Consider the following 18,030-nt stretch of genomic DNA (forward strand, 5'->3'; position numbering starts at 1 on the left):
CATGATCGTCCCCCGGGGCTCGGGGGAGGGGCGGACATGGAGTGGGCGCTGCGCGAGCGGGCGGTGCGGGTGCGGGCCCGGGTGTCAGGGCGGCTGGGCCGGGCGGAGCCGGTCGTGGTGGACGTGCTGCTGGCGGTGTTCTCGGCGGCCGTGTCGCTGTGGTCGGTGTACGACGACGACACCGCGTGGCCCTGGTGGGTGTACCTGCTGGCGACCGCGTCGTCCGTCCCGCTGCCGTGGCGGCGGCGGTTCCCGGGTGCGGTGCTGCTGGCCAGCAGCGTTCCGGCGGCAGTGCTGTCGGTGGTCGCCCACTCGGTGATGCCGCAGGTGCAGGTCTTCGCCGTCGTGACGATCTACACCCTGGCCGACCGCGGGCGGGACTGGCAGCGGCTGCTGACCCTGGTGGTCCTGGTGGTCGGCAATATCGTCGGCACCCACTCGCCGAGCGGCGCGCTGTTCAGCCTGGTGGTGTCGGTGGGCAGCTTCGTCTTCGGCTCGCTGGTCCGGGAGTTGCGCCGCCTCGCCCGGGTGGAGGCGGAGCGGGCGGAGCAGGTCGGGCTGCGGGCGGCCAGCGACGCGGCGCGGGCGGTGGCCGAGGAGCGGGCCCGGATCGCCCGGGAGATGCACGACATCCTGGCGCACGCGGTCTCGCTGATGGTGATCCAGGCGGAGGCCGGTCCGCTGGTGGTGCGCAGCGACCCGGACCGGGCGATCCGGGCGTTCGACGCGATCGCCGACTCGGGGCGGGACGCGATGGTGCAGTTGCGGCGGGTCCTCGGCGTGCTGAAGGAGGCGGGGGCCGGTCCGGAGCTGGCGCCGCAGCCCCGGCTGTCGGAGCTGGCGGCGGTGGTGGAGCGGGTCCGGGCGTCGGGCGTGCGGGTCGAGTCGCGGATCGAGGAGTCCGGGCCGGCGGAGGTGCAGGCGGCGGCCTACCGGATCGTCCAGGAGGCGCTGACCAACACCGTCAAGCACGCCGGGGCCACCCGGGTGTCGGTGCTGGTGGTGCGCAGCGGCGCGGACCTGGCGGTGGAGGTCACCGACGACGGGTGCGGGGCGGCCGGCGCGCAGGACGCGGTGAGCGGACGGTCGGGCGGGCGCGGGCTGGTGTCCATCCGCGAGCGGGCCGCGGCCTGCGGCGGCAGCGCCCAGGCCGGTCCAGGACCGGACGGGCGCGGGTTCACGGTGGCGGCCCGGCTGCCGCTGCGGGCGTAACAGGGCATGGCAGGCCGAGTGAAGGGGTGGGAGATGCCGATTCGGGTGGTGGTCGCGGACGACCAGGAGCTGGTGCGGGCCGGGTTCCAGATGATCCTGGACGCCCAGCCGGACATCGAGGTGGTGGCGGAGGCGGCCGACGGCGCGGAGGCGATCGAGGCGGTTCGCACGCACGCCCCGGACGTGCTGCTGCTCGACGTCCGGATGCCGGTGATGGACGGGCTGGAGGCGGCCCGGCGGGTGTGCGCCGAGTTCCCCGCCTGCAAGGTGATCATGCTGACCACCTTCGACATCGACGACTACGTCTACGACGCGCTGTACGCCGGGGCCAGCGGCTTCCTGCTCAAGGACGTCCGCCGGGACGACCTGGCGCACGGCGTACGGATGGTCGCCTCCGGCGAGGCGCTGCTCGCCCCCTCGGTCACCCGGCGGCTGATCGGCGAGTTCACCGCCCGCCGGGGTGCGGCGATCGGCCCGGCGCAGCCACCCAGGGCGCCCTCCCGGTTGCTGGAACAGCTCACCGCCCGGGAGGCGGAGACCCTGCGGCTGCTCGCCCGGGGGTTGTCCAACGCCGAGATCGCCGCCCAGCTGGTGGTCAGCGAGCACACCGTGAAGACCCATGTCAGCAATGTGCTGGGCAAGTTGCAGCTGCGCGACCGGGTGCACGCGGTGGTGTTCGCGTACGAGTCGGGCGCGGTGGTGGCGGGCGAGGACTGACCTCCCTCGCCCGTGCGGGGGAGGCGCCGGGATCACCGGTACCTCCCTCGCCCGTGCGGGGGAGGCGCCGGGATCACCGGTACCGGCGATCCGCCGGGGCGGGGTGCGGCAGCAGGATTCTGACGAACAGCAGGACTCCTGACGAACCTGCTGACGACACCGAGGAGTTCGCGATGAACCTGCGTACCCGGGCCCTGCTGGCCTCCCCCCTGCTGCTCGCGCTGTACGGCGCGGTCCGGCTGATCCCCGGCTCCCGGCAGCCCGGGCCGGGCTGGACGGCGGGCCACACCGCGCTGCTGGCCGCGATGGTGCTGCTGGGCGTGGGCTTCGTCGAGCTGTACCGGCGGATCCGGCCGCGCACCGCGCCCGGCCGGGTGGCGGCCGCGCTGTCGCTCGCCGTCGCGATGCTCGGCCTGGCGGCCTCGCTGGGGCAGGTCTCGATCGACCTGTACGTCGGCGCGGTGGCGGCCGACAAGGCCGAGCAGCACGCGATGTTCGACCGGATCCAGGCGCACCCCGGGGTGATGCCGGCCTTCTACTCGGTGGGCCCGCTGCTGTTCTACGTCGGGCTGCTGGCGCTGGTCTGCGGGCTGGCGGCGGTGCGCCGGCTGCCGTGGTGGAGCCCGGTGCTGGTGCTGGCGGCGACCGTGCTGATGGGGGCCTCGCTGGACCTGCTGTCCGTCGGCGCCCTGCTCTACCTGGCCGCCTTCCTGCCGCTGACCCGCCCGGCCCGGTCCGCCGGCCCGGTCCGGGCCGTCTGACTCAGCGCATCCGGAACACCGGACTGCGGGGCGTGAACGGCAGCCCGCTGCCCTGCGGGACCAGGAACGCGTGCTCGCGGCGGACCCGGACCACGTCGCACTCCCCGTCGGTGATCACCAGGATCGGGGCGGCGGACGGGAAGTCCTCGGCCCGCTCCAGCAGGTCGATGCCGGGCTGCAGCACGGTGCCGCCGCGCCCGCGGACCCGGACCCGCCCGGCGATCTCCTCGGCCGGCAGGAAGCCGGCGTCGTGCGGCGCGGCGTCGCAGAACACCACCCGGGCCGCCGGGACGTCCCGGGCGGCGGCGTACGAGGCGATCGCCCCGAGGGCCTTGCCGAGCAGGACGCGGCTCATCGAGCCGGAGGTGTCCAGGACGACGCCGAAGGTGCAGCGGGCCACCTCCTCGGGCGGGAGGTAGCGGCCGGCCCGCGGAATGTCCGGGGTGGACGCCTGCCGCCGGGAGGGGCGGGCGTAGCTGCGCACGGCGGTCGGCGAGGGCACGAACTCGTCGAACCAGCGGGCCAGTCGGGCGTCCCAGGGGAGCGGCGGATGGGCCAGCGCCCGGATCTCCTCCACCAACCCGAGGGGCAGCAGCCCCCGTTCGCGCTGGTGCAGGTCGAATCCCTGCTGCAGGCCGCGCCGGTAGAAGTCGTCCAGGTCGACGTAGTCGCGCGGCGGGCCGAGCGGCTCCCCGATCAGGTCGGACTTGCCCTTCCCGGCCAGGGTGGCGAGGCGCCGGATCCGGCGCTGGTCGCGGACGATGCGGTCGTACACCTCCTCCGCCGACAGGCCCTTCAACTGCGGGTCGTGCAGCAGTCCTTCGGGCATCTCGCCGACGCCCATCTCGATCAGCCAGCCGTTGATCACGTAGTCGGCGGCGATGTTGAACAGGTACGGGTCGCGGGCGCCGCAGCGGTCCTGGTGGCGCAGTGCGGCGTGCAGCATTTCGTGGCCGAGGATGAACCGCCACTCCTCGTCGCTGTGGTGCAGCAGCGGGTTGAGGTAGATCTCGCCCGCGTCGGTGTTGACCGCGGCGACCGCGATGCCCTGGGCGCGGGCGAGTTCGGCGTCGGCGACCAGGGTGATGCCGGCCGCGATGCCGCCGAGCAGCGGGTAGGAGGAGATGAACCAGTTGAGCGCCCTGGTCCAGGGCCGCTCGGGCAGGCGCTGCCCGGTCAGCTCCTCGCGGCGGCCGCCGGCCACGTCCATCGCGGCGGACATGGTGCGGGTCAGCGCGGTGGCGAAGCCCACCGTCCAGTCCTCGGGCGCCCAGCTCGGGTGGTGGGCGACCAGCAGCTGGTCGCTGCCCCGGCCGGCGGTGCCGGGGATCCGGGGCAGGCCGTCGCGCCGCCAGCGGGCGGCCAGCGTCTCCTCGTCCCCGGCCACCGGGGGCGGCAGCTCGAACGGGGCCCGGCCGATCGCGAAGGAGGCCAGGAAGCGGTTGACCACCGCGCAGCGGGCGGCCAGCTCGTACGCGTCGGCGGCGCGCCTGGGGGTGCCGGCCGCGGGCACGTGGCCGAAGCCGAGGTGCAGCAGGCAGTGCGCCAGCACCCAGGCCCACTCGGCGGGTTCGGCCCGGCGCCGGGGGTCGATGTGCACGGTGCCGGCCGAGTCGACCACCGCCCAGCCGTCCTCCGGCTGCAGCGGGCAGTCGGGGTTGCGGCAGAACTTCGCCTCGACGGAGGCCAGCGCGTGGTTGGCGCGCAGGATCCGCTGCCCCTCCTCGAACGCCTCGGCGGCCGGGTCGGGGCGGGTCTGCGGCTTCACCGGCGGGCCTCGACCAGCCGGGGCATGTCGCGGGCCGCCTCGATCAGGAACCAGGCGGGCAGCACCGGGTTGCCGTCCGCCCCGTCCGCGATCACCGTCTGGGCCACCTCGACCGAGATCTCGGCCAGCTGCACCAGCAGCGACTTGGCGCGGAAGGCGGTCTGGCGCAGCGCCGGTGAGATGTGCTCCTTGCGAGCCGGCAGCTCCTTGACCAGCCGGCCCCGGAACGCGTCCGCGAGGTAGTAGAGCAGGTCCCGGTCCTCCAGCCGGTTCGGCCAGCGGGCGTCGCCCTTGAGGATCGAGTCCAGCCCGTACGCGTTGCGCACGATCTTGGCGTAGCCGCCGAACGCCACCGCGTGCTGCGGGGTGAGCAGGCCGTGGGCGAGCACCTTGAGGGTCACCTCGTCCAGCGTCGGGCCGAAGGAGTGCAGGGCGTCGGAGAGCATGTGCCAGGCGCGCGGGGTGGAGAACGGCTCCTCGGTCTTCGGCGGCGCCGACCACAGGTGGTCCGGCCGGTCGGTGAGGTAGTCGACCACCCAGGGGTGGATGCCGCTGCCCGCCGCCCAGTCGAGCCAGTCGCCGGCGCTGGCCCGCAGATGGACGTGGACCAGCCGGTTGACCAGCGCGGACGCCATCGGACGGGCCAGCGCGCCGTCGGTCGCCCGGTTGCCGGCGCCGATCACGATCGAGCCGGGCGGCAGCTCGTACGAGCCGATCCGGCGGTCCAGGATCAGCGAGTAGAAGGCCTTCTGCACGTCCGGGGTGGCGGCGTTCAGCTCGTCCAGGAACAGGCAGTACGGCTCGTCGCGGGCGATCGACTCCGGCGGGCAGAACCGGGAGCGCCCCTCGGGGGTGATCTGCGGGACGCCGACCAGGTCCTCCGGCGCCAGCTGGGTGCCGATCAGGCTCACGCACTCCAGCCCCAGCGAAGCGGCGAACTCCCGCACCAGCGAGGACTTCCCGATCCCCGGCGCGCCCCACAGGAAGACCGGCCTGACGGTGGCCAACCCCAGCAGCAGCTCGGGGACCTGGGACGGCGACACGGTGACGGCACCCTGCAAGACGGGACACTCCTTCGACGGGGAATTCCCCGTCAGTCTCCGACCCCCGCCCCGCCGCCGCACCCGGTTTTCCGGTGGCGGCGGCCGCCGTCGGCGCCGTACCGTCCGGGCATGAACGCCAAGCGCCCGCTGGTCGCCGTGATGACCGGCGCCGGCATCTCCACCGACTCCGGAATCCCCGACTACCGCGGCCCGCAGGGCCTTTGGCAGCGCGACCCGAGCGCCCAGGAACTGGTCACCATCGGCCCGTACCTGGCCGATCCGGACGTCCGCCGCCGCGCCTGGCTGCTGCGCCGCGACGCCGGCGCGCTCGCCGCCGAGCCCAACGCCGGCCACCGCGCCCTGGTCGACCTGGAGCGCGCCGGCATCGCGGTGCGGGTGCTCACCCAGAACGTCGACGGCCTGCACCAGCGCGCCGGACTGCCCGCCCGCAAGGTGATCGAACTGCACGGCACCGCCCAGGAGGTGCAGTGCGTGCGCTGCCGGGCCCGCACCCCGATGGGGGAGGCGCTGGCCCGGGTCGCCGCCGGCGAGGACGACCCGGCCTGCCTGGCCTGTGGCGGGCTGCTCAAGCCCCGTACGGTCATGTTCGGCGAGCTGCTCGACCCCGTCGTGCTGCAGCAGGCGGACGCCGTCGCCCAGGCCTGCGACCTGTTCGTCGCGGTCGGCAGCAGCCTCCAGGTCCACCCGGCCGCCGCCCTCCCGCAGATCGCCCTGGAGCACGGCGCCCGGCTGATCGTGGTCAACGCCGAGCCCACCCCGTACGACGACGCCGCCGAGGAGGTCGTCCGCGAGCCGATCTCCACCGCCCTTCCGGCCCTGGTGAAGCGGATCGTCGCCGGTGCCTACGATGGCACCCCGACGAGCAGGGAGTGATCGATGGCGACCGGCACCTTCGACCCGTGGTCCGCGGAGTTCGTGGCCCATCCGTACCCGGCCTACGCCGAACTGCGGGAGAAGGAGCCGGTCGTCCGGTACGAGCCCAGCGACCAGTGGCTGATCTCCCGGTACGCCGACGTCAGCGCCCTGCTGCGGGACCGCCGGCTCGGCCGCACCTACACCCACCGCTTCACCCACGAGGAGTTCGGCCGGCCCGCGCCCGACCCCGCGCACGAGCCCTTCCACACCCTCAACGACCACGGCCTGCTCGACCTGGAGGCCCCCGACCACACCCGGATCCGCCGGCTGGTCTCCAAGGCCTTCACCCCGCGCATGGTCGAGTCGCTGCGCCCCACCGTCCGCAGGCTCGCCGACGAGCTGGTGAGCGGACTGCTCGCGGACGGCGGCGGCGACCTCATCGCCCGGGTCGCCGAACCCCTCCCGGTCGCGGTGATCGCCGAGATGCTCGGCGTGCCCGCCGCCGACCGGCACCTGCTGCGGCCCTGGTCGGCCGACATCACCGGCATGTTCGAACTCAACCCCACGCCCGAGGCCGCCGCACGGGCCGTCCGGGCCAGCACCGAGTTCTCCGACTACCTGCGGGCCCTGATCCGCGAACGCCGGGCCGCCCCCGGCGAGGACCTGATCAGCGGGCTCGCCCGGGTCGCCGACGGCGGCGAGGTGCTCAGCGAGCAGGAGATGGTCTCCACCTGCGTACTGCTGCTCAACGCCGGCCACGAGGCGACCGTCAACACCACCGGCAACGGCTGGTGGGCGCTGTTCCGCAACCCCGGCGAACTCGCCCGGCTGCGCGCCTCGGTGGACGAACTGCTGCCCACCGCCGTCGAGGAGCTGATGCGCTACGACACCCCGCTGCAGATGTTCGAACGCTGGGTGCTGGAGGACATCGAGGTCGGCGGCGTGACCATCCCGCGCGGCTCCGAGGTGGCCCTCCTCTTCGGCTCCGCCAACCGCGACCCGGAGCGCTTCCCCGACCCCGACCGGCTCGACCTCGGCCGCACCGACAACCCGCACATCACCTTCGGCGCCGGAATCCATTTCTGCCTCGGCGCCCCGCTCGCCAGAATGGAGCTCACCGAGTCGTACGGCGCACTGCTGCGCCGGGCGCCCCGGATGGAACTGCTCCAGGAGCCCACCTGGCGCCCCGGGTACGTGATCCGGGGACTGGAGCAACTGCTGGTCGAGGTCTGAGCGGAGGGGTACGGCGATGGGGCACGCGACAGGGGCCATGCTCGGGCTGGCGATCGGCGACGCGCTCGGCAAGCCGGTCGAGTTCGCCACCTACGACGAACTCCTCCGCGGCACCCCCGACTGGCGCCTGCTCCCGCTGCCGAAGAATGCCCTGGTCACCGACGACACCCAGATGACCCTCGCCCTCGCCCGCGCCCTCAGGGACGCCATGGACGACGGGCCGCTCGTCCCGCTGCGCCTCCAGCTGCCGCTGCGCGAGGAGTTCGTGGAGTGGTGGCGCTCCCCGGAGAACAACCGCGCCCCCGGCATGACCTGCATGCGGGCCTGCTGGCGCCTCAGCATGCCGGACCGCCTCTGGCAGGACGCCAGCGACATCGGCTCCAAGGGCTGCGGCGCCAACATGCGGGTCGCCCCGCTCGGCCTGGTCGACGAGCTGACCGACCGCCGGCTCTCCGGCGCCGCCCAACTGCAGTCCGCACTCACCCACGGCCACCCGACCGCGCTGGCGGCGAGCGAGCTGACCGCGTTCACCGTGCGGTGGCTCGCCGCCGGCGTCGAGCCGCGCGAGCTGCCCGCCCTGCTGCGCGCCCACGCGCACGCCAACCGCACCCGCTACGACGCCTTCTGGCTCGGCGACCTGGCCGCCCGCGCCCACGACCACTCGCCCGAGGAGTTCATCGCCCGCGGCTGGGACGAGTGCCTGGCCGTCCTCGACCGGCTCGACGCCGCCCTCGCCCGGCCCACCCCGGACCGCGACCCGTGCGAGATCACCGGCGCCGGGTGGATCGCCGAGGACGCCTTCGCCACCGCGCTGCTCTGCTTCCTGCTGCTGCCCGACGACCCGGTGGCGGCGGTGCGGCGCGCCGCGTACTCCTCCGGTGACTCCGACTCGATCGCCTGCCTCACCGGCGCCTTCGCCGGCGCCCGGCACGGCGAGGTCGCCTGGCCGGCCGACTGGGTGGAGCGCATCGAGCACCGCGACGAACTGCTCGCCTTCGGCCGGCTCTGGGACCGTCCGCTCACGCCGGAGCGCTCGGCCACTCCGGCGGGCTGAACGGCTGCGTCCGCTCGAAGAGTTCGGCCAGATCGAGGAGCAGGCCGTCCGCGCCGGGCGCGGCCACCAGCTGCAGGCCGACCGGGCAGCCGTCCGCCGTGAACCCGGCCGGCACCGACAGCGCCGGATGCCCCGACAGGTTGAACGGGCAGGTCAGCGCGGTGGAGAACCGCCCGTCCGGACCGTCGTGACCGTGCGGGCGGTTCGGCGTGGTCGGGGTCAGCAGCAGCTGTGCGCCGCCGAAGAACGCGGCCAGCCGGTCCCGGTTGACCCCGTCCGCCGCCGGACCGCCGGACCGCACCCGCTGCCACGCCCCGGTCGCATCGGTGAGCACCGGCGGCGCCGCGTCCAGCACCACCCCGCACACCGCCGCCAGCCGCCCGGCCGCGGCGGACGCCACCTCGGCGACCTCCGGATCCGTGTCGGCGCACCCCGCGTCGGCCGACCAGGCAGCGGTCACGCCGGCGTGGTCCGTCCGCGGGTACGGGCGGCCGGCGACCGCCTCCAGCCACGCCCGCAGGTCCTCCGCGCGCCGCGCGATCGGACCGGGCACCGCCAGCCCCGTCGGATCGGTCGCCGGCACCGCACCCGTCGTCGGCTTCAGACCGCTCACCCCGCACCACGCCGCCGGGATCCGCACCGACCCGGCCCCGTCCGCGGCCGCCGCCAACGGCACCATCCCGACCGCCACCGCTGCCGCCGACCCCGCCGAGGACCCGCCCGGCACCCGGTCGGCCCGCCACGGATTGACCGTCGGACCGCGATCCGTCCACCCCCACGTCTTCCACTCCGTACCCGGCGCCGGCACCGACGTGGCACCCACCGGTACGCAGCCCGCTGCCACCAGCGCCCGCGCCTGCGGCGTCGACCGGCCGCCCCACGCCTTCAACCCCACCGGCACCCCCGCCAGCGGCAGGCGCTCCCGCCGCACCGCCCGGTCGACCGCCGCCGCCACGGCCCGCGCCTCGCCCGACCACACCTCACGGAACGCCCGGATCCGGCCGTCGCGCTCCGCCACGACCGCCAGCGACGCCTCCACCACCTCGACCGCCGACACCTCGCCGCGACCGACCAGCCCGGCGATCTCCCGGGCGCCGAGGGCGCGGTACGCGGCAGGATCCATGGTCGCCAGGGTGATACGGCGCTGCGCGCGGGGCAAGCGGGAAACCAGTAGGGGCGCGAGGAACTGCGCGACCGACCATGCACTCACGTAGAGCAGTGGCTCCTCGTGCAGTTCTCCGCGCCCCTGGAAGTGGGGTACGCGGCAGGCTCACGGCGGTGCACTGGGGGCAAACGGTGAACCACCGGGGGCGCGAGGAACTGCGCGCGCGGCCACCGCTCTACCCGGGTGTGTGGCTGGTCGCGCAGTTCCTCGCGCCCCCTAGAGGATGCCCCTACCAGCGAGGCTCGCGAGCCATTCGGGGAAGCCGTCGAGGAGGCGGTCGTAGAGGTCGGCGTCGGGCACGTTGCGGGGGTCGCGTCCGGCCGGGAAGAAGCCCGCGTTGTCGACCAGGCGCCGGGCCGGGACGGGCAGTTCGTCGAGCCTGCGGAGGAAGGCGAACTCCGCGTGGCGCGGGTCGCCGAATCCCACGAACTGCCAGTAGATCGGCAGTTCGGAGGCGAGGCAGAGCATGTCCTGCGCCGCGGAGCGCGAGGTCGGCCCGCCGTCCGTCTGGAACACCACCAGCGCCGGGTCGGTCGACCCGGACTGCTGGTAGTGCCGGATCACCGCCTTCATCGCCAGGTGGTAGTTGGTCCAGCCCATGTGCCCGAGCTTGGCGTGCAGGTGGGCGATCCGGTCGCGGTAGTCCGTCACCGACAGCTCGGCGATGCCGTCCACCGCGGTGGAGAAGAACACCACGGGCACCCGGCCGTCGTCGTCGAGCGTCGCGGACAGGGCCAGCACCCGCTCGGCGAAGTGCTGGACGGCGCCCGAGCGGTACATGCCCCGCATCGAGCCGGACCGGTCCAGCACCAGGTACACCGCGACCCGCGCGCCGCCCAGGCCGCGCTTGTCCAGACTGACCCGCGCCGACTTGTACAGGCTGACCAGGCCGGGCGCGTCCGCCGACACCTTCTCCAGACTCAGTGCCATCGGGTCACGGCCTGCTGCGGAAGCGCGAGTACGGCGGGGCGGCCGGGGGAGCCGGGGGAGCGGCCGGCGCGGGCGGTGCCGAGACGACCGGGGCGGGGACGACCGGGGCCGGGGTCGAAGCGGCCGGCCGGTACGCCGGGTGGCGGCCGGCGACCATCCGCTCCTCCCCGTACGCGTACGCCATCAGCAGGTCGTCGGCGACCTGCCGGATCACCTCGCGTCCCTCGACCACGGCCAGCCACTCGGGCGGCAGCCCGCCGACGCCGTACATCGCGCCGACCAGGTTGCCGCAGACGGCGCCGGTGGAGTCGGAGTCGCCGGAGTGGTTGACGGAGAGCACCAGGGCCTGCCGGGCGTCCGCGCCGGCCAGGGCGCAGTACACGGCCATCGCCAGGCACTCCTCGGCGATCCAGCCGAGACCGACCTGCTCGACGGCGGCGGCGGTGGCGTGCCCGGTGTCGGCGACCTTGACCGCGCGGCGCAGCGCCGTCACCGTCTCCTCGGAGCGCCGGTACTCGGCGGTCTGGGCGATGGTCTCCTCGACGGCGCGGCGCAGCTCCGTCCCGGTCGCCAGCCGCTCGACCAGGGCGGCGAACGCGCCTGCGGCCAGGTACCCGGTGGGGTGGCCGTGGGTCTGCTGGGCGCACTCGGCGGCGAACTCGAACGCCCGCCGCACCCCCAGCCCGACCAGCCCGAACGGCGCCGAACGCATCACCGTGCCGCAGCCCTTGGACTCCGGGTTGACCCGCCCGCGCAGCCCGAACGGGATGGCCGGCTCGTACCGCGGGTGCCCGGTCAGCCCGCTCAGGCAGGCGTTGCCCGGCGCCCGGGAGGCGTACAGGAACGGCTGGGCGAGCAGCCAGCCGTCCGGCCGGCGCTCGGGGCCGGACAGACGCTGGGTCAGCAGCCAGCGCTGGTACGCCTGTCGCACCGACTCGGGCGTGCCGCCGCGCAGCAGGCCCTCCGCCGTGAACAGCGTCATCTGGGTGTCGTCGGTGACCTCGCCGCCCCGGCCGGCCGCGGCCAGGTCGGTCAGGCCGTACGGCCCGAACCGCGACCGGATGTCGTCCAGCCGCAGGAACTCCACCGGCCAGCCCAGCGCGTCGCCGAGCGCGCCGCCGAGCAGCGAACCGCGCACCCGGTCCGCGTAGTCCAGATGATCCGCCGCGGCCACCGTCATCTTCTCCCCCTCGTCAGGCCCCTGGTAGGTACCCGGTCTCAGCGCTCGATCGCCCCGGAACGGCCGTGCAGCGCGGCCCGGTCGGCGGCGGCCCGGCCGGCCGCCCATCCCTCGCCGTCGCTCACCCGCACCCGCTGCGACACCAGTTTCGGGAACATCTTGCCCACCGCGTCGTCCACCGCCTCCGCGCGGGCCTTGAGAACGGGCAGCAACCGCTCGTCCGGCGCCACCAGTTCCGCCGTGCCGTCCTCGCGCAGGTGACGGCCGGCGGCCGCGTCCGAGGTGGCCTGCTCGGTGGCGGCGGCCAGCCGTTCACGGATCCGCGCAGCGTACGCGACCAGGAAGGACTGCCGGAAGGCCTTGGTCCGCGGCGCGCCGTCACGGTGCTTGCGGCTGCCTGCCCGGTGCATCGCCGACGTCGCCTGCACCAGCAGCGACGTGTACAGCAGCTCCACCGCGTCCAGATCGGCGTCGAAGCCGATCACCGTGCAGAAACCGAACTCCTTCGCCCACACCACCCGGCACCGGTTGGCCGCGGCGACCGCGTCCAGCAGCATCGTCTTCGGGCCCTCGTACGGGTTGTCCACCCCGATCCGCACCGCCGCCGGGGTGTTCGCCGACGGAGCCCCCGCGGCGATCAGCGCCTCGTCGATCGAGTGCTGGGCCATCAGCTGCTGCGCCTTGCCGGTCAGCGCCTCGGCCTCCTCCGGGAAGTCCGTGGACTCCGCCTTCGCCAGCAGCGCCCGGATCCGCCCCAGCATCCGCGGCTCACCCGCCACCGGCGCGCTCGCCCGCGGCGCCGACTGCCCGGGAACGGGACCGACCGGGGTGATCGGCGGCAGCAGCGCCCAGGCGCGCAGCAGCTCCAGGGCAGCCGTCGCCAGCGCGAACCGGTCCAGCCGGTGACGTCCGGCGAACGCGCCGAGGAACGCCTCGTCCCCGGACCACCACACCTCGGCGGGCAGCTCGCGCAGCTGCTCGTGCCAGCGCCGGTCCAGCGTCGCGGCGGGGTGGCGCCGCCCCTCCGCCGCGATCAGGTCCACCGCGAGCGCCAGATGCACTGCGCCCAGCTCCCGCCGGGCCACCCGCACCAGATCGGCAGGCCGCCAGCCCGCCGACCAGCACCGGCCGACCGACCGCTCGGCGAACCCCAGCAGCGCCCGGCTCACCTCCGGCCACTGATCGGCCGACGCGGCGAGTACGGACGCGCCGCCGTCCAGTGCGTGGTCCAGCGCCTCGGGAGCCGCCGCGACCACCCGCTGCACCACCTCGGCCAGCAGCCCGTCGGTCTTCCCCTGCGCCACGATGCCCTCTCCTGTCGGCCCGGTCTCCGCCCCATGATGCAGCAACGAGCCCTCAAACCAGCGGCGCGTGGGGGCACCTCCCGGCCGAAGGCTGGGGGAGAACTGCGCGACCAGCCACCGCTCTACCTGAGTGCATGGTCGGTCGCGCAGTTCCCCGCGCCCCTGAAGAAGCTCTACCGCTCGATTGCGTGGGCGAGGATCTCCGGGACGCGGCTGGGCAGACGGCGGGCCGCGAGGTGGAGGCCGAGCACGGCGAGGCCGGCGCCGTAGGCGAGGCCGAGGGGGAGCAGCGGCCAGGTGGGCAGGTCGGCGAGGACGAACCAGAGCAGGACGCCGCCGAGCGGCAGCGTGAGCAGGGCCACGCCGAGCATCGCGCCGAAGGTGTTGAGCAGCACCACCCCGGATTGCCCGGGCGCGGCACTGCGCATCGGGCTGGCGTCGACGGGCATCGCGTACGGCAGCAGCACGCTCAGCAGGACGCCGAGTCCGACGCCGGCGCCCAGCGCGCCGAGGGTGATGCCGAGAGCGGGTGCGAGGGCGTCCCACTGGCCGGTGGCGGCGGCGAGGACGGGGCCGAGCACGAGGAGCACCGGTACGGCGTACAGCAGGACGGCGGCGGCCCGGCCGCGCAGTTCCTGGCGGGCGTCCTGCCGGGTGGCGAGGGTCTGGGCGACCATCCAGAAGGCGGAGCCGTCCATGCCGAAGAGGTTGATGCTCTGCAGTCCGAGCATCAGGCCGCCCATGACCAGGACGTAGACCGAGGACCAGCCCTGGACGACCGAGAGGGCGCAGAACACGCCGGTCATGCCGATGCTGGTGAAGATCGCCGCCTTGGCGCGCGGCTCCCGCCAGGCGTACCGCAGGTGGCGTTGCAGGGCGGCGCCGGTCCGGTTGTCGGGCAGCAGCCGCCAGGCGCGGCCGGAGCGAGTGCCGACGGTGGCGACCTGGGTGGAGGCGTCGTGGGAGACCATCAGGGTGGTGAGGCTGCGCAGCCACCAGCGGAGCAGGGCGGCGAGCAGGGCGCCGGTGAGGGCGAGTTGCAGCAGGGCGAGCGGCCAGTCGCCGTCGGCGGCGGTGCGTACGGCGTCCAGCGAGCTGACCGGGGGGATCCAGCGCAGGACGGCGGCGTAGGGGCGGACCGGGGAGAGGTCGACGCCGGTGCCGGGGCTGCGCAGGGCGCTCTGCATGCCGAGGTTGCCGAGCTGGGTGAGGACGGCGAACAGCAGGCCGCCGAAGATGGCGAAGTCCTTGCCGCGGCGGCTGGAGAGCAGCCGGGCGTTGGCGGCGGCGACGGCCCGGGAGAGGGTCAGCAGGGTGACCAGGGTGAGCGGGACGCCGACCACGGCGGCGGCGATCGAGGCGGGTCCGCCGGTCGCGCCGGCGGCGGCGCCGGTGAGCAGCAGCAGGCCGAGTATCGGGCCGGGGCCGATCAGGGCGCCGAGCAGGGTGCCGGCGACCATCGGGCGGGGGCGCAGCGGGAGCATGGTGAGCCGGGTGGGGTCGGCGCTCTCGTCGCCGGAGAACAGGAACAGCGGGAGGGCGGCCCAGCAGACGGTGAGCGCGGCGGTGAGCACGGCGGCGGCGTCGGCGGCGGCGGTGCGGTCGTCGAGCAGGAGCAGTCCGGCGGTGATCCCGGCGGTGACCAGCAGGCCGAAGGCCGAGCCGATGATGTAGCCGACCAGCCGTTCGGGGCTGCGGCGCAGCCCGTTGCGCAGCAGCCGCAGCTTGAGCGAGACCAGGGTCCGGACCACCGTGCGGTCGTCGGCGTACCCGTGGCCGGCAGGTCCCGCAGGTCCCGCAGGTCCGGCAGAGGCCGAGGCAGAGGCAGGGACGGGGGCAGGGGACGGGGCGGGGACGGGGGCGGTGGTCACCGGTCCGCACCGCCCAGCCAGCCGAGCGCCGCGCCGTCGGCCTCGCGGACACCGACCAGGTCGAGGAAGGACGCGTGCAGCGAGCGGTCGCCGCGGACGGCGTCCAGGGTGCCCTGGGCGACGACCTGTCCGGCGTTGACCACGGCGACCCAGTCGCACAGCGACTCGACCAGCTCCATGACGTGGCTGGAGAAGACCACGGTGGAGCCGGCGGCGGCGTAGCGGCTGAGGACGCCCCGGATGGTCTGCGCGGAGACCGGGTCGACGCCCTCGAACGGCTCGTCGAGGAAGAGCACGTCCGGGTTGTGCAGCAGCGCGGCGGCCAGGCCGATCTTCTTGCGCATGCCGGTGGAGTAGTCGGCCACCAGCTTGTCGGCGGAGCCGGCCAGGTCGAGGACGGCGAGCAGTTCCTCGGCCCGCCGGTCGACCTCGGCGCCGGGCAGGCCGCGCAGCCGGCCGTTGTACTGGAGCAGCTCGCGGCCGCTGAGCCGCTCGAACATCCGCAGGCCCTCGGGCAGGATGCCGATCCTGGCCTTGACCGCGGCGGGGTCCTGCCAGACGTCCGCGCCGTGGATCAGGACGGTGCCGTGGTCGGGCCGCAACAGACCGGTCGCCATCGACAGGGTGGTGGTCTTGCCGGCGCCGTTCGGGCCCACCAGACCGATGAACGACCCGGCGGGCAGGTCGAGGGTGAGTCCGGCGACGGCGGTCTGGGCGCCGAAGCGCTTCCACAGATCGCGGATCGAGACGGCGGGCGGCGGCGTGGGCCCCTGCATGGCGGTGGTTCCTCCGTACGGATCGAGCCGGACCGATCATGGTCCTGCGATGCGACCTTATGACCGGTCCGGGCGGCTTCCCATCCCCCGAACGGCCGATTTCCGTTCCCGGCCGATCCGGTTCCGATCCTCGGCAACTACTCGCGGCCTCCGTTCGTCCTGCATCCTGTAGGGGCGCGACTTGGGGACCGCGGGCCGGGACGGCCCGGGAGGGCCGGGAGGTGGCCGAGATGACCGTTCAGCCGCCGTGGGGGCAGCAGCCGTCGCCGTACGGCTCGCCGTGGCAGCCCGCACACACGCCGCAGTCCGCGATGCGGGCGGCGCACACCGACCGCGAGCGCACCGTGGACGTGCTGAAGGCCGCGTACGCCGAGGGCCGGCTGACCGCCGAGGAGTACTCACAGCGCTTCGACGCCGCGCACCGCGCCCAGACCTACGGTCAGCTCGCACACCTGGTGGCGGACCTGCCGGCCGGTCCGATGGTGGCGCCGTTCGGCGCGGCCGTCCCGGTCGTGCCGCCCGCGTTCGGCCCGCCGGCCTTCGGTCCGGTCCCGGTGCGGCGCCGGATGAACGGGCTGGCGCTCGGCTCGATGCTGCTCGGCGTGCTGTGCGTGCCGACGTTCGGCGCGACCGCGCTGCCGGCCGTGGTCACCGGCCACGTGGCCCGGGCCCAGCTGCGCGCCCGCGGCCAGGACGAGGAGGGCGACCGGATGGCGGTGGTCGGCCTGGTGCTGGGCTGGATCTCGATCGGGGCGTGGGCCGCGCTGTTCCTGCTGGCGATCGTGGCGGGCGCCTCCGGACCCTGAGCGCGCCCCGTCGGCCGATCGGGCCGCGTCGGCGTACGGTGGAGGCGGTGAAGGGACCACGGTGGGCCGATCCGGAGCTTGAGTCCGGGTGGCCGGGCGTGGTATCGGCGGCGTTCCATCACCGGCGGTCGACCGTGCCGTCGGGGCCTGTCGCCGGGCCTCCCCCGAGCAGGGCGGGGGCACGCCCGCTGGGCCGTGTCCCATTTGTTTTGACCGGCGCCGATGCGCTAGGTAGGCTCTGACCTTGTGCCTGGGGTGTGCCCGGGTCCTTGTGCGTGCCAGCAGACCGGCCGCCGCAGCGGAGAGGGTTCGCCCCCGCCGCCGCGCCGACGCTGCGGATCAAGCTCATGGGATTCCGTGATTCTTCCCCCGAAGAGGCCCAACACGCCCGACCTCGTGGGTCGGAGCGTGATGGGAACACCGCAGGTTAGTTACACCCAGCCTTGGCACACAGAAAACGGAGAAACGGTGCCTACGATCCAGCAGCTGGTCCGAAAGGGCCGGCAGGACAAGGTCGAGAAGAACAAGACGCCCGCTCTGAAGGGCTCTCCGCAGCGTCGCGGCGTCTGCACGCGTGTGTACACGACCACCCCGAAGAAGCCGAACTCGGCGCTTCGCAAGGTCGCCCGTGTGCGCCTCACCAGCGGGATCGAGGTCACCGCTTACATTCCGGGCGAGGGCCACAACCTGCAGGAGCACTCCATCGTGCTGGTCCGCGGTGGCCGTGTGAAGGACCTTCCTGGTGTCCGCTACAAGATCATCCGCGGCTCGCTCGACACCCAGGGTGTCAAGAACCGCAAGCAGGCCCGCAGCCGCTACGGCGCCAAGAAGGAGAAGTAAGAATGCCTCGTAAGGGCCCCGCCCCGAAGCGCCCGGTCATCATCGACCCGGTTTACGGCTCCCCGCTGGTGACCTCGCTGGTCAACAAGATCCTGCTGCACGGCAAGCGCTCCACCGCCGAGCGGATCGTCTACGGCGCCCTCGAGGGTGTCCGTGAGAAGACCGGCGCCGACCCGGTTGTCGCGCTGAAGCGCGCGCTGGAGAACGTCAAGCCGACCCTCGAGGTCAAGTCCCGCCGTGTCGGTGGCGCCACCTACCAGGTGCCGGTCGAGGTCCGCCCGGGCCGCGCCAACACCCTGGCGCTGCGCTGGCTCGTCGGCTACTCCCGCGCCCGTCGCGAGAAGACCATGACCGAGCGTCTGCTCAACGAGATCCTCGACGCCAGCAACGGTCTGGGCGCTTCCGTGAAGCGTCGCGAGGACACCCACAAGATGGCCGAGTCCAACAAGGCCTTCGCGCACTACCGCTGGTAGTCCGAACCCCGTCACTTAGAG

Annotated in this window: 17 protein-coding genes; 9 read left to right on the plus strand and 8 right to left on the minus strand. The window is 74.2% G+C overall.

All coding sequences use genetic code 11. The features are described 5' to 3' along the window. Positions 1-36 precede the first annotated feature (36 nt). The 3 genes from FHR36_RS39325 (at position 37) to FHR36_RS14495 (ending at position 2,690) form a co-directional block, all read left to right on the plus strand. Entirely contained in the window at positions 37-1,212 is a 1,176-nt protein-coding gene (locus tag FHR36_RS39325; protein WP_301330244.1) for a sensor histidine kinase, read from the plus strand. Positions 1,213-1,245: 33 nt separating this feature from the next. After that, positions 1,246-1,929, plus strand: coding sequence for a response regulator (locus FHR36_RS14490; protein WP_253797046.1), 684 nt, complete (start codon positions 1,246-1,248; stop codon positions 1,927-1,929). Between the two features lie 173 nt (positions 1,930-2,102). Then, positions 2,103-2,690 carry a hypothetical protein gene (locus tag FHR36_RS14495; RefSeq protein ID WP_253797048.1) on the plus strand — a complete coding sequence of 196 codons (588 nt, stop codon included), beginning with the start codon at positions 2,103-2,105 and terminating at the stop codon, positions 2,688-2,690. A gap of 1 nt (position 2,691) precedes the next feature. On the opposite strand, the gene FHR36_RS14500 is transcribed toward FHR36_RS14495, so the two are convergent. Next, positions 2,692-4,458 (minus strand): vWA domain-containing protein, encoded by a 1,767-nt coding sequence (locus tag FHR36_RS14500; protein WP_253797050.1) that lies wholly within the window; start codon positions 4,456-4,458, stop codon positions 2,692-2,694. Beyond that, the gene (locus tag FHR36_RS14505; protein WP_253797057.1) at positions 4,455-5,519 is read right to left on the minus strand and encodes an ATP-binding protein; all 1,065 of its coding nucleotides are present in this window, start codon (positions 5,517-5,519) and stop codon (positions 4,455-4,457) included. Before FHR36_RS14505 ends, FHR36_RS14500 begins: the two co-directional genes overlap by 4 nt. A gap of 111 nt (positions 5,520-5,630) precedes the next feature. Between FHR36_RS14505 and FHR36_RS14510 the strand changes: the two genes are divergently transcribed. Genes FHR36_RS14510 through FHR36_RS14520 form a run of 3 tightly spaced genes read left to right on the plus strand, consistent with a single transcriptional unit; the run spans position 5,631 to position 8,664 of the window. Then, entirely contained in the window at positions 5,631-6,395 is a 765-nt protein-coding gene (locus FHR36_RS14510; protein ID WP_253797059.1) for an SIR2 family NAD-dependent protein deacylase, read from the plus strand. A 3-nt stretch (positions 6,396-6,398) separates the two neighbouring features. Further along, the gene (locus FHR36_RS14515) at positions 6,399-7,610 is read left to right on the plus strand and encodes a cytochrome P450 (protein WP_253797061.1); all 1,212 of its coding nucleotides are present in this window, start codon (positions 6,399-6,401) and stop codon (positions 7,608-7,610) included. A 16-nt stretch (positions 7,611-7,626) separates the two neighbouring features. Further along, entirely contained in the window at positions 7,627-8,664 is a 1,038-nt protein-coding gene (locus tag FHR36_RS14520; RefSeq protein WP_253797070.1) for an ADP-ribosylglycohydrolase family protein, read from the plus strand. Here the strand turns inward: FHR36_RS14520 and FHR36_RS14525 are convergent. From FHR36_RS14525 to FHR36_RS14550, 6 genes are all read right to left on the minus strand, one after another. Continuing rightward, positions 8,630-9,787, minus strand: coding sequence for an amidase family protein (locus FHR36_RS14525; RefSeq protein WP_253797072.1), 1,158 nt, complete (start codon positions 9,785-9,787; stop codon positions 8,630-8,632). The genes FHR36_RS14520 and FHR36_RS14525 overlap by 35 nt on opposite strands. 258 nt (positions 9,788-10,045) lie before the next feature. Continuing rightward, positions 10,046-10,759: a VWA domain-containing protein gene (locus FHR36_RS14530; protein ID WP_253797075.1), complete on the minus strand. Its 714-nt coding sequence runs from the start codon at positions 10,757-10,759 to the stop codon at positions 10,046-10,048. Between the two features lie 4 nt (positions 10,760-10,763). Then, complete coding sequence (locus FHR36_RS14535; RefSeq protein ID WP_253797077.1) at positions 10,764-11,939, minus strand: ADP-ribosylglycohydrolase family protein; 1,176 nt, start codon at positions 11,937-11,939, stop codon at positions 10,764-10,766. A 38-nt stretch (positions 11,940-11,977) separates the two neighbouring features. Continuing rightward, positions 11,978-13,243, minus strand: a complete 1,266-nt coding sequence (locus FHR36_RS14540) for a DUF2786 domain-containing protein (RefSeq protein ID WP_253797079.1) — start codon at positions 13,241-13,243, stop codon at positions 11,978-11,980. A gap of 173 nt (positions 13,244-13,416) precedes the next feature. Further along, positions 13,417-14,994, minus strand: a complete 1,578-nt coding sequence (locus FHR36_RS14545; protein ID WP_253797081.1) for a transporter — start codon at positions 14,992-14,994, stop codon at positions 13,417-13,419. A 116-nt stretch (positions 14,995-15,110) separates the two neighbouring features. Beyond that, positions 15,111-15,890 (minus strand): ABC transporter ATP-binding protein, encoded by a 780-nt coding sequence (locus FHR36_RS14550; protein ID WP_253797088.1) that lies wholly within the window; start codon positions 15,888-15,890, stop codon positions 15,111-15,113. A 230-nt stretch (positions 15,891-16,120) separates the two neighbouring features. On the opposite strand from FHR36_RS14550, the gene FHR36_RS14555 reads away from it, so the two are divergent. The 3 genes from FHR36_RS14555 (at position 16,121) to rpsG (ending at position 18,009) form a co-directional block, all read left to right on the plus strand. After that, the gene (locus FHR36_RS14555) at positions 16,121-16,696 is read left to right on the plus strand and encodes a DUF1707 and DUF4190 domain-containing protein (protein WP_253797090.1); all 576 of its coding nucleotides are present in this window, start codon (positions 16,121-16,123) and stop codon (positions 16,694-16,696) included. 468 nt (positions 16,697-17,164) lie between these two features. Beyond that, positions 17,165-17,536: a 30S ribosomal protein S12 gene (rpsL, locus tag FHR36_RS14560; protein WP_014144289.1), complete on the plus strand. Its 372-nt coding sequence runs from the start codon at positions 17,165-17,167 to the stop codon at positions 17,534-17,536. Positions 17,537-17,538: 2 nt separating this feature from the next. After that, positions 17,539-18,009: a 30S ribosomal protein S7 gene (rpsG, locus tag FHR36_RS14565; RefSeq protein ID WP_030457432.1), complete on the plus strand. Its 471-nt coding sequence runs from the start codon at positions 17,539-17,541 to the stop codon at positions 18,007-18,009. Positions 18,010-18,030 lie beyond the last annotated feature (21 nt).

The sequence above is a fragment of the Kitasatospora cinereorecta genome (assembly GCF_024172095.1).
Taxonomy (GTDB): Bacteria; Actinomycetota; Actinomycetes; order Streptomycetales; family Streptomycetaceae; genus Kitasatospora; species Kitasatospora cinereorecta.